Origin of the sequence: Actinobacillus equuli, from assembly GCF_900636745.1 — a bacterium.
Lineage (GTDB): Bacteria > Pseudomonadota > Gammaproteobacteria > Enterobacterales > Pasteurellaceae > Actinobacillus > Actinobacillus equuli.
In genome coordinates this window covers 284690-302949 of record NZ_LR134310.1, presented here as the reverse complement: position 1 = coordinate 302949, position 18260 = coordinate 284690, and the positions used below count along the sequence as shown (strand labels likewise).

The following is an 18260-nucleotide window of genomic DNA, read 5'->3' as shown; positions in this document are numbered from 1 at the left end:
TTATCATCATTTTTATTTAATGATAGTAGTTAGAACGTGAATTTAGCCCTTCCTCCATTAAGTCTTTATATCCATATTCCGTGGTGCGTACAAAAATGTCCGTACTGCGATTTCAATTCACATGCGCAAAAAGGTGTGATTCCGGAAGCGGAATATATTCAACATTTACTTGCAGATTTATCGCAAGATTTGACCGCTTATCAGGCGGCAATCGGTGATCGCAAAATTCATTCGATTTTTATTGGCGGCGGCACACCAAGTCTGTTTTCGGCAGAGGGGATTGCTTATCTGTTGGCAGAAGTCGAAAAGCGTATTCCGTTTGAAGAGAATATTGAGATTACCCTAGAGGCGAATCCCGGTACGGCGGAAGCGGAACGCTTTCTGGGCTATGCACAGGGTGGAGTAACACGTATTTCGATGGGGATCCAAAGTTTCGAGCCGGAAAAACTGCTCAAACTCGGGCGAATCCATGATTCAAATGAAGCGAAACAAGCGGTCATTTTTGCACAAAATTCTGCAAAATCCGGTTTGCAAAGTTTTAATATCGACTTAATGCACGGCTTACCGAATCAATCGGTGGCACAAGCACTGGACGATTTACGACAGGGGATTGCGCTCGCACCACCACATTTATCGTGGTATCAATTAACCATTGAGCCGAACACAATGTTTTATTATCGCCAGCCGACTTTACCGGACGATGACGAATTATGGGATATTTTCGAGCAAGGTCATCAGTTACTCACCGCCGCCGGCTATGAGCAGTATGAAACTTCGGCGTATGCGAAAAAAGGTTATCAATGCCGTCATAACCTCAATTATTGGCGTTTTGGCGACTATTTGGCGATTGGTTGCGGAGCGCACGGTAAGATTAGTTATCCGACCGGCGAAATTTACCGCTTCAGCAAAACCAAACATCCGAAAGGCTATATGCGAGGCGAATATCGCTACAGCCAAGATTTGATTGAGCTTGCTGATCGTCCGTTTGAATTTTTTATGAATCGTTTCCGCTTATTGGAAGCGACCCCAAAACAAGAATTTGAGTTCTACACCGGTCTTGATCGTGAAATCGTTAGACCAACGATGGATTGGGCATTAAGCAAAAATTACATCACGGAAACCGAAAAATATTGGCAGATCACCCAGCACGGTAAGCTATTTTTAAATGAATTATTGGAAGGTTTTTTAGAATAGCTTTTGCAAAAAAATTCAAAGATTTGACCGCTTGTAGTAGAATACAAGCGGTCTTTTTTTAGGAATTTTTTGCAATGAATACACTTAAAGCAGGCGAGCAAGCGCCTCAATTTACTTTGTTAGATCAGCACGAACAACCGGTTTCACTTAGCCAATTTGCCGGTAAAAAAGTGCTGGTTTATTTTTATCCGAAAGCCTTAACCCCAGGCTGCACTACACAAGCTTGCGGCTTACGTGACAGTAAGTCGGAATTAGAGGAATTAAATGTGGTGGTGTTAGGCATTAGCCCAGATTTACCGAAAAAATTAGCGCAATTTGTCGAGAAAAAAGCACTGAATTTCACGCTATTGTCTGATGCGGATCACCAAGTTGCCGAAGCATTCGGTGTATGGGGCGAGAAAAAATTTATGGGCAGAACCTATGACGGCATTCACCGTATCAGTTTTTTAGTGAATGAACAGGGCATAATTGAGCAAGTATTCGATAAATTCAAAACCGGTGAGCATCATCAAATGGTGGTTGATTTTGTAAAAGGAACGAAATAATGGCGAATAAAGCGATATTTTTAGATCGTGACGGTACGATCAATATTGATCACGGTTATGTACATCAAATTGACGATTTTCAATTTATTGAGGGTGTCGGCAAGGCGTTAAAGCAGCTACAAGATAAAGGTTATCTATTGGTATTGGTCACCAATCAATCCGGTATTGCGCGCGGCTATTTCAGTGAAGAGCAATTTAATCAATTAACGGAATGGATGGATTGGTCGCTGGATGAAGATTACAGGGTTGTGTTAGACGGTATCTACTATTGTCCGCATCACCCGGAAGGCAAAGGCGAATATAAAGAAGATTGCGATTGTCGTAAACCGAAAGCTGGAATGTTTACTCAAGCGATTGCCGATTTGGATATTGATCCGGCTCAGTCGTATATGGTCGGCGATAAATTAGAAGATCTGTTAGCGGCTGAAGCTGCTGGCGTGAAAACAAAAGTGTTAGTACGTACCGGTAAAGCGGTTACCGCAGAAGGCGAAGCGAAAGCCGATCTGGTATTAGACAGCTTAGTGGATTTAGTCCGTTATATTAAGTAATCACTTCAATGTATTAATTATTTTATAGAATCAAAAGTTTAAAAAGATGAACTACAACGATAAATCATTATCTGCCCTGAAATTAGGGCAAAAAACCGAGTATAAAAGCGAATATGATCCTACGCTTTTGCAACCTGTTCCCCGTAAATTAAACCGTGACGGTTTGGGGATTACCGAACAACAACCGTTTGATCGAGGTGCAGATGTTTGGACCTGTTATGAATTGTCTTGGTTAAACGAAAACGGTTTACCACAGGTAGCGATTGCCGATGTGGCAATTGATTTTCGCAGCGAGAATTTAATTGAATCAAAAAGCTTTAAGCTCTATTTAAACAGCTTTAACCAAACCAAATTTGCCTCATTGGAACAAGTGGAACAAACATTGGCTAAAGATCTCAGCCAATGTGCAAGCGGTCAAGTTTCGGTAAAAGTTTACAAATTATCTGCTTACACCCAGCAACCGATTGTTGATTTTGCCGGTGAGTGTATTGATGAACAAGATATTCAAATTGACAGTTACGAATTTTCTAACGAGTATTTAGCAGGCGTGGCAGAAGGGGAAGTGGTTGAAGAAACCTTGGTCAGTCATTTGTTGAAATCAAACTGCTTGATTACCTCGCAACCGGACTGGGGCAGTGTGCAAATTCACTATGTCGGTAAAAAATTGAATCGAGAAAAATTATTACGCTATTTAGTGTCATTCCGTGAACATAATGAGTTCCACGAACAATGCGTAGAGCGTATTTTTACCGATCTTATGCAATTTGCACAGCCGGAAAAATTAACGGTGTATGCACGTTATACCCGCCGAGGCGGTTTGGATATTAATCCGTTCCGTTCAAATTTTGAGTCTGTTCCGCAAAATTTGAGAATGGCAAGACAGTAAGAAAAAGCCCCAGAAAATCGATAACGATATTTTGGGGATTTTTTTATTTTTCTATCTGCTTCTCAACGGAAGTCAACATTCCTCTTAATAAATTCAACTCATTGGTTTCAAGTTCGGCACGTTGGTATAAGCGGCGGAGCTTGAGCATTACCGCATCATTGCGGATAAAGCCTAATTGTTTATACAGTCGCTCGGTGTGATTAAAGAAATATTCCAAAGCTTCAGTATTCGGATAATCTTTTTTCTCAACAAGCGGTCGAATTTGCGGATTTTTTTGCAATTCCAACCACGCCATTCGTATTTCGTAACTTGCCAGCTGTACTGCCATCGCTAAATTTAACGAACCATAGTCAGGATTGGTCGGAAAATTTAAATGATAATGGCATTTTAGTAATTCTTCGTTAGTTAATCCGACTCGTTCCCGACCAAATACAATCGCCACTTTACCTCTTTCGGCACGTTCAACCGCTAATTTACCGCAATCTCTCGGCTCAATAAGAGTATTTTGTAGATGACGTAATCGAGCACTGGTGCCGATTACTAATTGGCAATCTGCAACCGCTTGTTCAAACGAGTGGAAAATTTGGGCGTTATCCAACACATCTTTTGCACCGGCAGCGAGAGCTTGAGCTTGTTCGTCAATCGGGTTAAGCGGAGCAACTAAACGTAAATTTGTTAGCCCCATGGTTTTCATCGCACGAGCGGCAGAGCCAATATTGGCGGGGAGGGAAGTTTCGATCAGGATAATTTGAATTTGGTCTAAGCTATTCATTCTGGTTCTATTTATTACATTTTTGTTATGCTAGATTTTAGCAGATTTGTCGCAAACTGAGAATTTGCAATTAATTGATTTATGAGGCGTAATTTTTTTACAAATTCTACTTATTTAATGGTACATTACGCCTAGTCTTATTTTTTCGAAATAGGCTATTTTTAGCACAATATATAAACATCAACCATACAGGAGTCTTTATGCTTATTGGTGTACCAAGAGAGCTGTTAGACGGTGAAACACGTGTGGCGGCAACGCCAAAAACCGTTGAACAGATCAAAAAGCTCGGCTTTGATGTGCTCGTTGAACACGATGCAGGTTTTAAAGCGAGTTTTGAGGACAACGCATTTGTAAACGCAGGTGCGGCTGTTGGCACGCAACAAGAGGTTTGGAATTCAGATATTATTTTTAAAGTGAATGCGCCAACCGATGCTGAAATTGCCCTTATTAAAGAAGGCGCAACGCTAGTGAGTTTCATTTGGCCTGCGCAAAATCCACAATTAATGGAAAAATTGCAAGCTAAGAAAATCAATGTATTAGCAATGGACGCAGTGCCTCGTATTTCGCGTGCGCAAGCGCTTGATGCATTGAGTTCAATGGCAAATATTTCTGGGTATCGTGCAGTTATTGAAGCGGCAAATGCATTCGGTAGCTTCTTTACCGGTCAAATTACTGCGGCTGGTAAAGTTCCACCGGCAAAAGTGCTGGTTATCGGTGCGGGTGTTGCCGGTTTAGCGGCAATCGGTGCGGCAAATAGCTTAGGTGCGATTGTTCGTGCGTTTGACTCTCGTCCGGAAGTAAAAGAACAAGTGAAATCTATGGGCGCAGACTTCTTAGAAATCGATTTTGAAGAAGAAGGCGGCTCAGGCGATGGCTATGCGAAAGTGATGTCAGAAGAGTTTAACCGTCGTGCGATGGAACTTTATGCTGAACAAGCAAAAGAAGTCGATATTATTATCACCACAGCAGCGATTCCGGGTAAAGCAGCACCTCGTTTAATCACTAAAGAAATGGTTGATTCAATGAAACCGGGCTCAGTGATTGTCGATTTAGCGGCGGCAACCGGCGGTAACTGCGATTACACTAAAGCGGGCGAAGTTATTGTCACCGAGAATCAAGTAAAAGTGATTGGTTATACGGATTTCCCAGCACGTTTACCAACCCAATCTTCACAACTTTACGGTACAAACTTAGTTAACTTACTCAAGTTACTTGCCCCAAATAAAGACGGTCAAATCGATATCAATTTTGAAGATGTGGTGTTACGTGGTGTAACGGTAGTACGTGACGGTGAATTAACTTGGCCGGCACCACCGATTCAAGTTTCGGCTCAACCGCAAAAACAAGCGGCTGCGGCACCGGTTGAGAAAAAAGAAGAAAAACCGACTGATCCACGTATTAAATACGGTGTAATGGCTGGTGTCGGTGCATTATTCTTATGGTTAGCCTCTGTAGCACCGGCGGCATTTTTATCACACTTCACTGTATTCGTCTTAGCCTGTGTGGTGGGTTATTATGTGGTTTGGAACGTTAGCCATGCATTACATACGCCGTTAATGGCGGTAACCAATGCGGTTTCGGGAATTATCATTGTCGGTGCGGTATTACAAATTGCGCAGCCGACCGGTAATTTCTTCGTGGATATTCTTGCGTTTATTGCGATTTTAGTGGCAAGCATTAATATCTTCGGTGGTTTCAAAGTCACGCAACGTATGCTTGCAATGTTTAGAAAAGGTTAAGGAGAAACTCATGTCTTTTGGATTTGTAACAGCTGCATATATTATTGCTGCGATTCTCTTTATTATGAGTTTAGCAGGACTTTCTAAACACGAAACGGCAAAAGCAGGTTGTTGGTACGGTATTGTCGGTATGGCGATTGCGTTAGTCGCAACTATCTTCGGCCCACAATCACAGGGTACGCTTTGGATCTTAATCGCTATGGCAATCGGTGGCTTTATCGGTGTGAAAAAAGCCTTAAAAGTTGAAATGACGGAAATGCCGGAATTAGTGGCGATTCTGCACAGCTTTGTAGGTTTAGCAGCGGTATTAGTTGGTTTTAACAGCTACGGTTTACACGTAGATGCGATTCCGCCGGCAAATTTAGATGAAGTGGCGTTAGCGGCATTCCACGCAGAACAAGCAACGCTGGCTAACATTCATAACGTTGAAGTGTTCCTTGGTATCTTTATCGGTGCGGTGACTTTCTCTGGGTCATTAGTAGCATTCGGTAAATTAAGCGGTAAATTATTCGGTCGTAAAGTGTCTTCGGCTGCATTAAATATCCCGCATAAACACAAATGGAACTTAGCGGCATTAATCGTTTCTGCATTATTAATGGTCGTATTCTTAAATCACCCTGAGAATATTTTCCCAGTGCTGATTATGACGGTAATCGCATTAGTCTTCGGATGGCACTTAGTATCATCTATCGGTGGTGCGGATATGCCGGTAGTGGTTTCAATGCTGAACTCGTATTCAGGTTGGGCGGCAGCGGCAGCCGGTTTTATGCTAAGCAATGACTTGTTAATTGTAACCGGTGCGTTAGTAGGTTCATCAGGTGCGATTCTGTCTTACATTATGTGTAAAGCGATGAACCGTTCATTTATCAGCGTGATTGCAGGTGGCTTCGGTACAGAAGTTAAAGCAAGCTCAGGTGATGAAGAACAAGGTGAACACCGTGAAACTACGGCAGAAGAAGTCGCGGAAATGCTGAAAAATGCAAGTTCTGTGATTATCACTCCGGGATACGGTATGGCGGTTGCGCAAGCACAATATCCGGTAGCGGAAATCACTGCGAAATTACGTGAGAAAGGTGTCAATGTGCGTTTTGGTATTCACCCTGTTGCGGGGCGTTTACCGGGTCATATGAACGTATTACTTGCAGAAGCGAAAGTGCCTTACGATGTTGTGCTTGAAATGGATGAAATCAATGATGATTTCGAAGAAACCGATGTAGTATTGGTTATCGGTGCAAATGACACGGTAAACCCAGCGGCATTAGATGATCCGTCAAGCCCAATCGCAGGTATGCCGGTATTAGAAGTGTGGAAAGCACAAAACGTTATCGTATTCAAACGTTCAATGGCGGTTGGTTACGCAGGCGTTCAAAACCCACTATTCTTTAAAGAAAATACCCAAATGTTATTCGGTGACGCGAAAGAGCGTGTGGATGACATTTTAAGAGCATTAAATAGCTAATCTAGCGACAATAAAAAAGAGATCTTCGGATCTCTTTTTTTGTACTTATAAGATAACAGCGGTCAAATTTCATTAACCTTTTGCAAAAAAGTTGGAAAATTTGACCGCTTATCGCATTAATCGTCTTGATTGATACGGCTGGAAACCGCACTTTGCTGATTTTTATATTTTGCGTCTTTACGGGCATTATAAGGTTTTGCCGCATGACCACTTAACACTTCAAAACTTAATGCGCCGATTGCCATATTAGGACGTAAAGCAAGCGGTAATTTACCGGCATTGAAAAATTCTAATACGATTTTACCGTGCCAACCCGGATCGATTCGATGTGCGGTAACATGTACCATCAAGCCTAAGCGAGCTAAAGAAGAGCGCCCGTCTAACCAACCGACAATATTATCCGGCAATGTCACCGACTCTAATGTCGTTGCAAGCGCTAATTCGCCCGGGTGAAGGAAAAACGCATCACTGTCAGCGATAATAATTTCATCACTCATCACTTTATTAAGCTGGGCAGTGACTTGTTCACGAGGGCCGCTTAAATCAATATAAGGCGTGGCGTGTTCACGAAATACACGGAACGAATTACCTAAGCGAACATCAACGGTCGCCCCTGAGATTTTTTCGTTTGACGGACGAGGCTCAATCGCAATTTTGCCTTCATCTAAATAACGTTCTATATCTGTGTCACATAAACGCATAATTGTTTATCCTATTTTTTTACCGCCAATAATTGTTTAATTTGCGCTTTTAAGATATTGATCGCAATACGGTTTTTACCACCTTTCGGTACAATAATATCGGCATATTGTTTTGACGGTTCAATAAATTGTAAGAACATTGGACGCACGGTTTTACGGTATTGGGTAATTACCGATTCCATTGAACGACCGCGTTCCACCAAGTCACGCTGTAAACGGCGAATGAAACAAATATCTAACGGCGCATCCACGAAAATAGAGACATTGATTTCGTTACGAATTTCTTCGTCCGTTAGTAATAAAATACCTTCTAAGATAATGATCTTCTTCGGTGCAAAATGTTTAGTGGTGGTTTTACGGTTATGCTCTGCGTAGTCGTATTCCGGAATTTCAATCGCTTGACCTTGTTTCAGTTGGCGTAAATGTTCTACCAGTAAATGATGATCCATTGAGTTAGGATGGTCATAGTTGGTTTTAATACGCTCATCCATGGTTAAATGCGTTTGATCTTTATAATACGCATCTTCAGAAATAATACCGATGTCATCCGAACCTAATTCTTCTTTTAATTCTTTATAGATAGTTGATGCAATAAGGCTTTTTCCGGAAGCGGAAGCGCCGGCAATTGCAATGACAATGCAAGCTTGGTTTTCAATTGTTTCAGACATAATCGGTTCCTAAATACTTAGTCGTTAAGAAAGGGGACAAAAAATTCGGGAGATTATACCGCATTTTTATAAATGTTTGCGTATAATTGGTTACATATTGGCTTAATTTGAGGGAAAAATGGAAATTTTTATTCAAGGATTTATTGTTTGTTTTGGATTGATTGTATCAATTGGTGCACAAAATGCTTTTTTACTCAAACAAGGAATCCTAAAGCAACATGTTTTTTGGGTTGCATCACTTTGTTTTTTAGGTGATGTATTTTTAATGACATTAGGTGTGTTAGGGCTAGGTTCTATCGTGGCGAATTTGCCTACTTTAAGCTTAGTCATTGCATTACTTGGGGCATTTTTTCTATTTACCTATGGTAGTCGTTCGTTTATTAGTATGTTTAAAAGCAGCGAGGCATTAAAAGCAAGTAATGAAAATGCGACAAGTTTGAAAAAAGCTTTAATGATTACTTTTGCGATTACTTTTTTAAATCCGCACGTTTATATTGATACGGTAGTGATTTTAGGTGGAATCGGTGGAAATTTGGACTTTACAGGTAAAATGGAGTTTCTTGCCGGAGCGTTAAGCTGTTCTTTGTTATGGTTTTTCGGCGTGGGATATGGTGCGGGTTTTCTATCACCTTATTTTGAAAAGCGTAGAACATGGCAAATCTTGGACTTTCTTACTGGGGTGATTATGTATGCAATTGCAATCAGTTTGGCAATATATGCCTTCCAGCTGGCTAAGCAGATTTTTGCTTGGTAAGCGGTTAAATTTACGGAATTTTTTGCAAAAAGAAACGCTCGAAGTTTTAGCTTCGAGCGTTTTTTGTTTAAGCAACAAACTAAATATTATAAGTAGAATTTTTCTACGAAGTTTAATTTGTCATCTAATTTTAATACTAACGGTTGACCGGTAGGGATTTCGAAATCCATGATTTCTTCATCAGAAATACCGATGATGTGTTTTGCTAATGCACGAAGAGAGTTACCGTGTGCAGTTACAAGTACACGTTTACCAGATAATAATGCCGGCGCAATTTGATCTTCCCAGAATGGTAAAACACGTTCTAAAGTGATTTTGAGGTTTTCAGCATTTGGAATCACATCTTTTGGTAAGTGAGCATAACGACGATCGTTATGTGCAGAATTTGGATCTGCAGCATCTAAATCCGGTGGAGAAATGTCGTAAGAACGACGCCAAATGTGAACTTGTTCGTCACCGTATTGTTCAGCCGTTGCTTTTTTGTCTAAACCTTGTAACGCACCGTAATGACGTTCGTTTAAACGCCAGTTTTTAACTTGTGGAATCCATAATTGATTAGACTCTTCTAATACGATGTTACAAGTTTTGATTGCACGAGTTAAAACAGAAGTGAAAGCGATATCGAATTCATAACCAGCTGCTTTTAATTTTTGACCTGCTGCTTTCGCTTCTTCAATACCACGCTCTGTTAAGTTAACATCACGCCAACCTGTAAATAAGTTTTTAGCATTCCACTCACTGAAACCGTGGCGAATAAATACTAATTCCATAAAGACTCCTATGTTTTTAAGTTGATTTGAAAACGCCGTATTTATAGCAAAAATCTCTCTACTTTGAAATAGTTAGTCAGTTTCTTTTTATAAAAGCAAGAGAAAAGCTGATTTTACTCAAATATTTTATTAGAATAAGTCATTTTGTAATCTAATCTTGTTTCTTGATATAGGTATATTTTTGTGAAAGCGCTTCGACCTCTTTATTTAACACTCGCCCTTTTAGGGATAGCCTCTTTTTCTTTTCCGTCTGCGATGGCAACGGAATTGTCAAATATTCAGCAAAAAATTAAGCAGCAACAAAGTAAAATCAATGAACAGCGCCAAAAGCGTAATGTACTGCAATCTACCTTAAAAACCCAAGAAGTTGAGATGGGTAAAGTGCTTGATAAGTTAAAAGAAACGGAAATGTCGCTAACGGAAACTCGTCAAGCGATTAAGCGTACCGAACAAGAAATTCAAAGATTAGAAAAGCAAGAGAAAGAGCAAAAAGAGAAACTCAAAGAACAACTTGATTCGGCGTACCGTTCGGGAATCCATCCGTCCGTATTAGAGCGTTTGATGTCTGAACAGGCAAAAAATGCCGACAGAATGGGGGCTTATTACGAACATATTAATCAAGTGCGTATCGATACGATTAATGAATTACGTCGTACTCAAGAAGAACTTAAAGCACGCCGTGATGAATTGAAAGGCCAGCAAAAAGGTCAGCAAACGCAGTTAACCGAACAGAAGAAGCAAGAAAAGGATTTAAAAAAGGTTCAAAACGAACGTGAAACGACACTACGTTCAATTGATAAAACATTAGAGCAAGATGAAAGTCGTTTGGAATCATTAAAGAATAATGAATCTGCATTACGTAATCAATTGGTGAAAGCGGCGGCAGAGTCGGCGCAACAAGAAAAACAAGAGATTGCCAAGCTGGAACAGAAAAAAAATAGTGAAGAGAAGCGTAAAGCGACAGAGCAAGAAAAACAACAAGTGAGAGCCGGTAGCGGTTTAGGTGCGCCGAATAAACAATTTAATATGCCGGTGGCGGGTAAAGTAGTGAATAGCTTTGGTTCTCGTCAAATGGGCGAAGTGACTTGGCACGGTGTAGTTATTGCGGCAAGTGCAGGTTCGCCGGTGCGAGCCATTGCCGGTGGACGTGTAATTTTAGCCGACTGGCTACAAGGTTATGGTCAAGTTGTGGTAGTTGACCATGGTAACGGCGATATGTCGTTATACGGCTATAACCAGTCTGTTTCGGTGCGTAAAGGCAGCCGTGTTTCAGCCGGACAGCAAATTGCCAGTGTGGGTAATTCGGGGGGGCAAAATCGTTCCGCACTGTATTTTGAAATTCGTCGAAAAGGAAATCCGAAAAATCCAATGGGTTGGGTGAAATAATGTGGAATTTATTTGGAAACAAGCGGTCTACTTTAGCGATTTTTTTGCAAGGCTTATTGTTCATTACATTACCCGCCCAAGCGGGGAAACTCGCAATTGTAATTGATGATATCGGCTATCGAATGAAAGAAGATAATGCGATTTATGCACTTCCGAAAGAAGTGAGTGTCGCTATTATTCCCGTTGCGCCCTATGCAACGGCAAGAGCAAAGAAAGCTTATGAGCAAAAACGAGATGTATTGATTCATTTACCGATGCAGCCTCAAAATAAGCAGCAACCGATAGAGTCGGGCGCATTGATGATTGGTACCAGTGAAGCGAAAGTCTCTCAATTGATTCAAGCGGCACGTAATCAAGTGCCTTATGCAATCGGGCTAAATAACCATATGGGCAGTGGCGCGACGGCAGATAGAACCACGATGAGCCATTTGATGAAAGTGATGGCGCAACAACAGTTATTCTTTTTAGATAGTAAAACCGGGCCAAGCGTGGCGGCTAAAGTGGCAAAGGAATTTGGTGTAAAAGCGTTAGAACGAAATTTATTTTTAGATGACAGTGATCTACTTAGTGATGTTCAGCGGCAATTTGATACAGCGATAGAATATGCTCGCAAGCATGGTAGTGCGATCTTAATTGGGCATCCGAGAAAGAATAGCGTTGCTGTTCTTGAGCAAGGAATTGCTAATTTACCTCAAGATATTCAACTTGTGAGTATGGGAAGCTTGTGGCGAAATGAAGCGGTAGTACCGGCAAGCACATTGATTATGGTATTTGATAATCCTCCGGCACCAACTTCGATCGCACCATTTAATGCTGTTCCGCTGCTAAGAGGCATTCCGAAAGATTAAATGTTTTGAGTATTTATTAGGATAACGATGTGAATTTTAAATTAGGTCTATTAACGGCAAGTTGTTTACTTGCCTTTACTCAATTGGCTTTAGCGGAAGCTGTAGAACCGCAATCTTCTGAGGCTGATTTGCCCGAAGAACAATCTGTTGAACATACGAAGGTTTCTGCTAAACAGGAACAGGCGGAGACTTCGGCAAAAGCGGAAGCGTTGGTTGATCTTGAAGTAAAAGGCATAAAGAAAAAAGATAAAGATGCTTGGGCAAATGTGAAGATATACCTTGGGCAAATTGCAAAGGAGTATGCGGATGGTTCCGAACGACATCAATATCTTGTGCAAACCGCAGTAGATAAAGCATTGAGAGCCAAAGGTTATTACAATACTCAATACCAATTTATTCAAACCCCTCGTGCGGGTAAGAAACCTTTACTCACCTTAAATGTCGAGCTTGACCGTCAAAAAGTGAAAATTGATGAAACGGATGTTCACATCATGGGTGAAGCGGGTAAAGACGAAGAGTTTACGAAATTAATTGATTCTGTGCCCAAAAAAGGTACGAATTTAGACCATGAGCAATATGATGGTTTTAAAAGCAATCTTGAAAGTTTAGCCTTTAAAAAAGGTTATTTTGACGGACATTGGCTATATCACCGTTTAGAAATTTATCCGAAAGAACATTCGGCGGATTGGCGTTTAGGCTATGATAGCGGTGTTCGTTATCGTTATGGCGAAATTACGTTTACTGATAATCAAATTAAAGAAGAGTATTTACAAAATATCTTAAAAGTGAAATCCGGTGAGCCTTATTATGCCAATGATCTATCGCAAATGACCTCGGATTATTCTTCGAGTGATTGGTTCTCTTCGGTATTGGTTGAGCCTCATTTAAATGAAAAAGAGAAAGTAGTTGATTTAAATGTGTTATTTCAGCCTAAAAAGAAAAATGACGTGGAAGTCGGTATTGGTTTCGCAACCGATGTGGGACCTCGTTTTCAGTTAAACTGGAAGAAACCGTGGATTAATAGCCGTGGACACAGTATTGAATCTCGTACCTATATTTCCGCGCCTGAGCAACGTTTTGAATTCGGTTATAATATTCCGTTAAGAGAAGATCCGCTCCATTATTATTATCAGTTCTCAGGCGCATTAGAAAACGAAGATCAAAATGATACAAAGTCAACCGCTGCGACAGTAGGATTTCAGCGCTTTTGGACACATGAAACCGGCTGGTCTTTTTCTGCTGGTGTGAAAGCGCGTTACGATTCGTTTACGCAAGCGAATGAATCTCATCGTACGTTGTTAGTTTATCCGACCGCTTCATTAAACCGTACTCGTTCGGATGGCAATCGTTTTCCGCTTTGGGGCGATAGTCAAAAATTAACGGTGAACTGGGGCGCAAAAGCATTGGCTTCAGATGTGAACTTCTATAGCTGGAAAGCATCGAGCGCCTGGGTAAGAACTTATTTTGATCATCACCGTTTCTTCTTGCGCGGTGAGGTCGGCCATATTCATTCGAATGACTTCTATCGTATTCCTCCTGCATTACGCTATTTTGCCGGTGGTGATATGAGTGTACGTGGATTTGGCTATAAAGATATTTCGCCGCGAGATCCGCAAAATGGTAAGTTACTTGGTGCCTCTCACCTCGCTACTGCAACGGTTGAATATCAATATCAAGTTTATCCGGATTGGTGGGTGGCGCTATTTTATGATACGGGTTTAGCTTCAAATAAATTTAAAGCGAAAGATCTGCATTCCGGTGCAGGGCTTGGTGTACGTTGGGCTTCACCAATTGGTGCGATTAAATTTGATTTAGCAACGCCGGTAAGATCACCGAATAATGAAAAAGGTGTGCAATTTTATATCGGTTTAGGTTCAGAATTATAATAATTCAAGCGGGTAAATTTATCCGCTTTCTTTATATTAGATAAATGGGACTGCCATGAGTGAACAGCATAAGCAACAAGTAGAAAGTGTTCAATCGGAACAACAAACACAAACAACAACTAAAAAAAGCAAATGGCGCTGGCTACGTTATGTAGGCTGTGGTTTGGTATGCCTAATTTTGATTCCTTTTATATTTTTAATGACAGGAAAAGGGCAACGAACCGCTTTTGAATTGGCGGATAAATTTCTCGAACCATTAACTATCGGTAGTGTAAGCGGTAGCCTGCAAGATGGGTTGACATTATCAGATACTAAATTTGTGATGGACGGCGTGGATGTCTCTGTCGGACAAGCGGATTTACATATTGGCTTTGGTTGTTTATTGAATCGAGAAACGTGCATCGAGAATCTCGCATTAAAGGATACAGCTGTGGTGGTTGATACTGCCAAATTACCTCCTTCTCAATCGGATAAGCAAAGCGAACCTTTTACCGAATTGAATTTACCGTTAGGTATATCGGCTAAAAGAATTACTTTAGACAATATCCAAGTCAAAGTTGATGAGATGGATATGGCCTTAACGCATTTCCATTCAGGCATTTCAGGTAAAGGCAGAGCGGTGAATTTAGCGCCGACAGAATTGGATGGTTTAACTCTTTCATTTGCGCCGGCAAGCGCGGAACAAGCGGTCGAAAAAACGCAAGAAATTGCAAAAAAAGCGGCAAAACAGACCGTTTCTACCATTGACTGGGCGGAAATCAAAGCGAAATTAGCTCAGCCGCTATTGACCAAACAAGCACCGATTAATTTGCCTTTAGATGCGGCAATTCCACAATTGGAAGCCAAAAATATTCGCATTGAACAGAAAGTAAAAGATAAAGACGGAAAGTTCGTTATACCTCAATCTATTGTGAAGGTGGAATCGTTGTTATTGCAAGCGAAGGCGGATCAACAATCGGTCGAATTATCGCAATTATTGCTTAAAAGTGATCGAGGCAATGTAAGCGGTAACGGTTTACTGACTCTCGCAGAAAATTATCCGCTGAAGTGGTCATTAAATACGGATTCACCGTTATTGGCGGATCTAAAAATTCCTGCTAGCCAAGTAAAAGCGGAGCTAAAAGGTGAATTGTTCGGTAAAACTTCTCTGGATATTCAAACAAGCGGTGCAGTGAAAGCAAATTTAAAGGGTGAAGTTCAGCTTGCCGAGCCGAAAACACCATTGACTCTGCATTTAACCAGTGATGCGGTTTCTTATCCATTTATACCGGAAAAGGGTCAAGAACCGCTGAAATTAGAGAAAATTGATCTATCGCTTCGCGGCGATTTACTCAATTATCAGTTAGATACGCAAGTGAGTGCGACAGGAATGGGCATTCCGGCGAGCCGTGCGCATTTAAAAGGACAGGGCGAAATTACCCAATTTCATATTGAGCAACTTGTGCTGAATGCTTTAGAGGGGAAAGCAAATTTAAGCGGAAATGTGAATTGGGAAAACGGTGTTGCATGGGATGCGAAAACGGATCTGGATACGATCAATACAAAATCGCTTGCGCCGGAATGGGCGGCAGTGCTTTCCGGCGGTTTACAGTCGAAAGGCTATGCGGGGCGGGGTGAAAACGGTTCGGATTGGCATGTTGAAGTTTCGAATTTAGATCTGAACGGTTCGCTGTTGCAAAAAAATTTACAGCTCAAAGGTGAGATTAAATCAAATAATAAAACCTTATTAGATGTACCTTCCGCAACGCTGATTTATGGCGAAAATAATATTGCGCTTAAAGGGATCTTAAGTGATAAGTCGGATTTTTCTGCGCAAATTAATGCGCCGAATTTAACCGGTTTATTGCCTAAATTGGCGGCAAATATTCAAGGGAATGTGAAGTTGACCGGCAAAGTTGCCGAGCCTAACTTAGACCTGGATTTAACCGCTAAAAGTCTAAGTTATGATCAGCTCAATCTGCAAAATTTAATCGCAAAAGGTAAGGTAACCACGGAAAAAACAATTCAAGGTAATGTGGATATCAGCCTAGCACAGTTGGCGTATGGTGATGTAAAAGTTGAAAATGCAAGCTTAGTTGCAAGTGGTAACGAGACGAACCATAGCTTAAAGTTGAATGCGAAAGGAAATCCTATCGGCGCTGATTTGCAACTTTCTGGAAAATTTGACCGCTTGCAACAGGTTTGGCGAGGTCAATTAAGCCAAGTTGCGATTGATAGCAAAGAGTTCGGATCGTTTAAAACCAACCAAGCAGTGAATGTCAGTTACGATAACAAGCAAATTAATGCGAATGTTTCCGCTCATTGTTGGCAGAATCCAAAAATTAATTTGTGTTTCCCACAAGCATTTAATGCCGGACAAGAAGGGAACATCCCGTTTGAAATTCAGCAATTTGATTTAGCGGCAGTCCAACAGTTTTTAGATAAAAATACCCAATTATCGGGCATAGTAAATGCGAAAGGCGATGCGGCTTGGTTTAAAAACAAACAGCCGCAAGTGAACGTTGAGCTTGACTCAAAAGCATTAAAATTAGTGCAAAAATTAGAGGGCAGCAACAGCTTCCCATTAACGTTAGCACCAGTTAGCGTGAATGCGACTTTAGCTGATAATAATTTAAAGCTGAAAACCGATATTAAGGTAGAAAATAATGGTCGACTTACGACAGATCTTCTAATGAATGATGTGACGAATACCCGTAAATTATCCGGTAATATTCAGATTGATCAGCTGACGCTTAAATTGATCAAGCCGTTATTAAGTGGTGGTGAGTCGGTTGACGGTAATATCAATGCGAACCTAACAGTAGGAGGAGCGGTAACCGCACCATTATTGAATGGTACGCTAAATCTCACAGAGTTGCGTGCCAAAGCGAATGCAATGCCGTTTGATGTCACCGGTGGGCATTTAGCGCTGAATTTCCACGGCGCAACCTCAACGCTTGCTGGCCGAGTACAAACTACGGAAAGTGAATTGAGTTTGGACGGTGATGCCGATTGGCGCCGTTTAGATGCGTGGAAAACCAGAATGCATGCGCAAGCGAACCGCTTCCGAGTGAATGTACCGAATATGGCAAAAGTGGAATTTAGCCCGAATATTGAAGTTACAGCAACGCCGAGAGAACTCATTTTAGGCGGTAATATTGATATTCCTTGGGCTAGAATTGCGGTTGAGTCATTGCCGGAAAGTGCGGTCAGTGTGAGCAGCGACGAAGTGATTATGGACGGTTCTGTTAAACAAAAAGTGCCGTTAGCTCAACGTCAAATTCCGCAAAAAACCGCAAGCGGTATGGCGATTAAAGCAAATATTAATATCAACATCGGTAATGACGTTAGTATTAATGCTTATGGTTTGAAAAGCCATATCAATGGCACAATTGCAGTACGTCAGGGCAAACAGGGATTAGGCTTATACGGGCAAGTAAACCTGAAAAACGGTCGCTATGCTTCGTTTGGACAGGATCTACTGATTCGTAAAGGTGTGATCAGTTTTGCAGGACTGCCATCACAGCCTACGCTAAACATTGAAGCGATTCGTAACCCTGAAGCGATGGAAGACCCGAGTGTCACCGCAGGGGTAAAAGTGATTGGTTTAGCCGATAGTCCTGAAGTCAAAGTGTTTTCCGAGCCGTCTATGTCACAGAATGAAGCGCTTTCATACGTGTTAACCGGACGATCGCTTGACAATAGCGGCGATACCGGCTCAAGTAACTCTATGGCGGCGGCGTTAATCGGTATGAGTTTATCGAAAAGCAGTAAAACGGTTGGCGCAGTCGGTAGTACTTTTGGTCTAAATGATTTAAATGTGACAACTGCTGGTATTGGCGATAATACGAAAGTAGAAGTGAGTGCGAGTTTAACCCCTAAATTTAAAGTGAAATACGGGGTAGGTATTTTTGCGGCATTGACCGAATTAACCCTACGCTATAATTTAGCGCCAAGACTTTATTTGCAATGGGTATCAAGTGTAAATCAAGCGGTGGATCTGATGTATCGTTTTGAATTTGATGAAATGTTTGAATAATTTTTCTCAAGACTTGTAAACAAGCGGTCTATTTTGTGAATTTTTTTGCAAAATAGACCGCTTATTTTTTCTATAAATTCTGCCCA

Annotated in this window: 15 protein-coding genes; 11 read left to right on the top strand and 4 right to left on the bottom strand. The window is 41.2% G+C overall.

The genetic code is table 11. The features are described 5' to 3' along the window. Window positions 1–36 precede the first annotated feature (36 nt). From hemW to queF, 4 genes are all read left to right on the top strand, one after another. On the top strand, window positions 37–1194 hold the full coding sequence (gene hemW, locus EL121_RS01370; protein ID WP_039197122.1) for a radical SAM family heme chaperone HemW: 1158 nt from the start codon (window positions 37–39) through the stop codon (window positions 1192–1194). Window positions 1195–1268: 74 nt separating this feature from the next. After that, window positions 1269–1739: a thioredoxin-dependent thiol peroxidase gene (bcp, locus tag EL121_RS01365; protein ID WP_039197121.1), complete on the top strand. Its 471-nt coding sequence runs from the start codon at window positions 1269–1271 to the stop codon at window positions 1737–1739. Next, window positions 1739–2287 (top strand): D-glycero-beta-D-manno-heptose 1,7-bisphosphate 7-phosphatase, encoded by a 549-nt coding sequence (gene gmhB, locus EL121_RS01360; protein WP_039197120.1) that lies wholly within the window; start codon window positions 1739–1741, stop codon window positions 2285–2287. Before bcp ends, gmhB begins: the two co-directional genes overlap by 1 nt. 46 nt (window positions 2288–2333) lie before the next feature. Then, complete coding sequence (gene queF / locus EL121_RS01355; protein WP_039197119.1) at window positions 2334–3173, top strand: NADPH-dependent 7-cyano-7-deazaguanine reductase QueF; 840 nt, start codon at window positions 2334–2336, stop codon at window positions 3171–3173. Window positions 3174–3216: 43 nt separating this feature from the next. Here queF and trmJ read toward each other — a convergent pair whose 3' ends face one another. Beyond that, window positions 3217–3945 (bottom strand): tRNA (cytosine(32)/uridine(32)-2'-O)-methyltransferase TrmJ, encoded by a 729-nt coding sequence (trmJ, locus tag EL121_RS01350; protein WP_039197118.1) that lies wholly within the window; start codon window positions 3943–3945, stop codon window positions 3217–3219. Window positions 3946–4145: 200 nt separating this feature from the next. Here trmJ and pntA point away from each other — a divergent pair, with 200 nt between their 5' ends. Then, entirely contained in the window at window positions 4146–5684 is a 1539-nt protein-coding gene (pntA, locus tag EL121_RS01345) for a Re/Si-specific NAD(P)(+) transhydrogenase subunit alpha (RefSeq protein ID WP_039197117.1), read from the top strand. 10 nt (window positions 5685–5694) lie between these two features. Further along, window positions 5695–7143, top strand: a complete 1449-nt coding sequence (pntB, locus tag EL121_RS01340) for a Re/Si-specific NAD(P)(+) transhydrogenase subunit beta (RefSeq protein ID WP_039197116.1) — start codon at window positions 5695–5697, stop codon at window positions 7141–7143. Window positions 7144–7259: 116 nt separating this feature from the next. Here the strand turns inward: pntB and dcd are convergent, their stop codons facing one another. Together dcd and udk are read right to left on the bottom strand one after the other, a co-directional pair. Beyond that, window positions 7260–7844 carry a dCTP deaminase gene (gene dcd / locus EL121_RS01335; RefSeq protein WP_039197114.1) on the bottom strand — a complete coding sequence of 195 codons (585 nt, stop codon included), beginning with the start codon at window positions 7842–7844 and terminating at the stop codon, window positions 7260–7262. A gap of 11 nt (window positions 7845–7855) precedes the next feature. After that, the gene (gene udk / locus EL121_RS01330; protein WP_039195164.1) at window positions 7856–8512 is read right to left on the bottom strand and encodes a uridine kinase; all 657 of its coding nucleotides are present in this window, start codon (window positions 8510–8512) and stop codon (window positions 7856–7858) included. Window positions 8513–8630: 118 nt separating this feature from the next. On the opposite strand from udk, the gene EL121_RS01325 reads away from it, so the two are divergent. Beyond that, window positions 8631–9266, top strand: coding sequence for a LysE/ArgO family amino acid transporter (locus EL121_RS01325; RefSeq protein ID WP_039197113.1), 636 nt, complete (start codon window positions 8631–8633; stop codon window positions 9264–9266). An 86-nt stretch (window positions 9267–9352) separates the two neighbouring features. Here the strand turns inward: EL121_RS01325 and EL121_RS01320 are convergent, their stop codons facing one another. Then, window positions 9353–10036 carry a 2,3-diphosphoglycerate-dependent phosphoglycerate mutase gene (locus tag EL121_RS01320; RefSeq protein WP_005623059.1) on the bottom strand — a complete coding sequence of 228 codons (684 nt, stop codon included), beginning with the start codon at window positions 10034–10036 and terminating at the stop codon, window positions 9353–9355. A gap of 183 nt (window positions 10037–10219) precedes the next feature. Here EL121_RS01320 and envC point away from each other — a divergent pair, with 183 nt between their 5' ends. Genes envC through tamB form a run of 4 tightly spaced genes read left to right on the top strand, consistent with a single transcriptional unit; the run spans window position 10220 to window position 18174 of the window. Next, window positions 10220–11422 carry a murein hydrolase activator EnvC gene (gene envC, locus EL121_RS01315; protein WP_039197112.1) on the top strand — a complete coding sequence of 401 codons (1203 nt, stop codon included), beginning with the start codon at window positions 10220–10222 and terminating at the stop codon, window positions 11420–11422. Next, window positions 11422–12270 carry a divergent polysaccharide deacetylase family protein gene (locus EL121_RS01310; RefSeq protein ID WP_039197111.1) on the top strand — a complete coding sequence of 283 codons (849 nt, stop codon included), beginning with the start codon at window positions 11422–11424 and terminating at the stop codon, window positions 12268–12270. Before envC ends, EL121_RS01310 begins: the two co-directional genes overlap by 1 nt. A gap of 29 nt (window positions 12271–12299) precedes the next feature. Then, window positions 12300–14156, top strand: a complete 1857-nt coding sequence (tamA, locus tag EL121_RS01305; protein WP_039197110.1) for an autotransporter assembly complex protein TamA — start codon at window positions 12300–12302, stop codon at window positions 14154–14156. 55 nt (window positions 14157–14211) lie between these two features. Continuing rightward, window positions 14212–18174 (top strand): autotransporter assembly complex protein TamB, encoded by a 3963-nt coding sequence (gene tamB, locus EL121_RS01300; protein ID WP_039197109.1) that lies wholly within the window; start codon window positions 14212–14214, stop codon window positions 18172–18174. Window positions 18175–18260: the final 86 nt, after the last annotated feature.

Bases quoted from the DNA above. Each gene is read 5' to 3' on its own strand.
- bcp (WP_039197121.1), top strand. From the start codon at position 1,269: ATGAATACACTTAAAGCAGGCGAGCAAGCGCCTCAATTTACTTTGTTA.
- gmhB (WP_039197120.1), top strand. From the start codon at position 1,739: ATGGCGAATAAAGCGATATTTTTAGATCGTGACGGTACGATCAATATT.
- queF (WP_039197119.1), top strand. From the start codon at position 2,334: ATGAACTACAACGATAAATCATTATCTGCCCTGAAATTAGGGCAAAAA.
- trmJ (WP_039197118.1), bottom strand. From the start codon at position 3,945: ATGAATAGCTTAGACCAAATTCAAATTATCCTGATCGAAACTTCCCTC.
- pntA (WP_039197117.1), top strand. From the start codon at position 4,146: ATGCTTATTGGTGTACCAAGAGAGCTGTTAGACGGTGAAACACGTGTG.
- pntB (WP_039197116.1), top strand. From the start codon at position 5,695: ATGTCTTTTGGATTTGTAACAGCTGCATATATTATTGCTGCGATTCTC.
- dcd (WP_039197114.1), bottom strand. From the start codon at position 7,844: ATGCGTTTATGTGACACAGATATAGAACGTTATTTAGATGAAGGCAAA.
- udk (WP_039195164.1), bottom strand. From the start codon at position 8,512: ATGTCTGAAACAATTGAAAACCAAGCTTGCATTGTCATTGCAATTGCC.
- EL121_RS01325 (WP_039197113.1), top strand. From the start codon at position 8,631: ATGGAAATTTTTATTCAAGGATTTATTGTTTGTTTTGGATTGATTGTA.
- EL121_RS01320 (WP_005623059.1), bottom strand. From the start codon at position 10,036: ATGGAATTAGTATTTATTCGCCACGGTTTCAGTGAGTGGAATGCTAAA.
- EL121_RS01310 (WP_039197111.1), top strand. From the start codon at position 11,422: ATGTGGAATTTATTTGGAAACAAGCGGTCTACTTTAGCGATTTTTTTG.
- tamB (WP_039197109.1), top strand. From the start codon at position 14,212: ATGAGTGAACAGCATAAGCAACAAGTAGAAAGTGTTCAATCGGAACAA.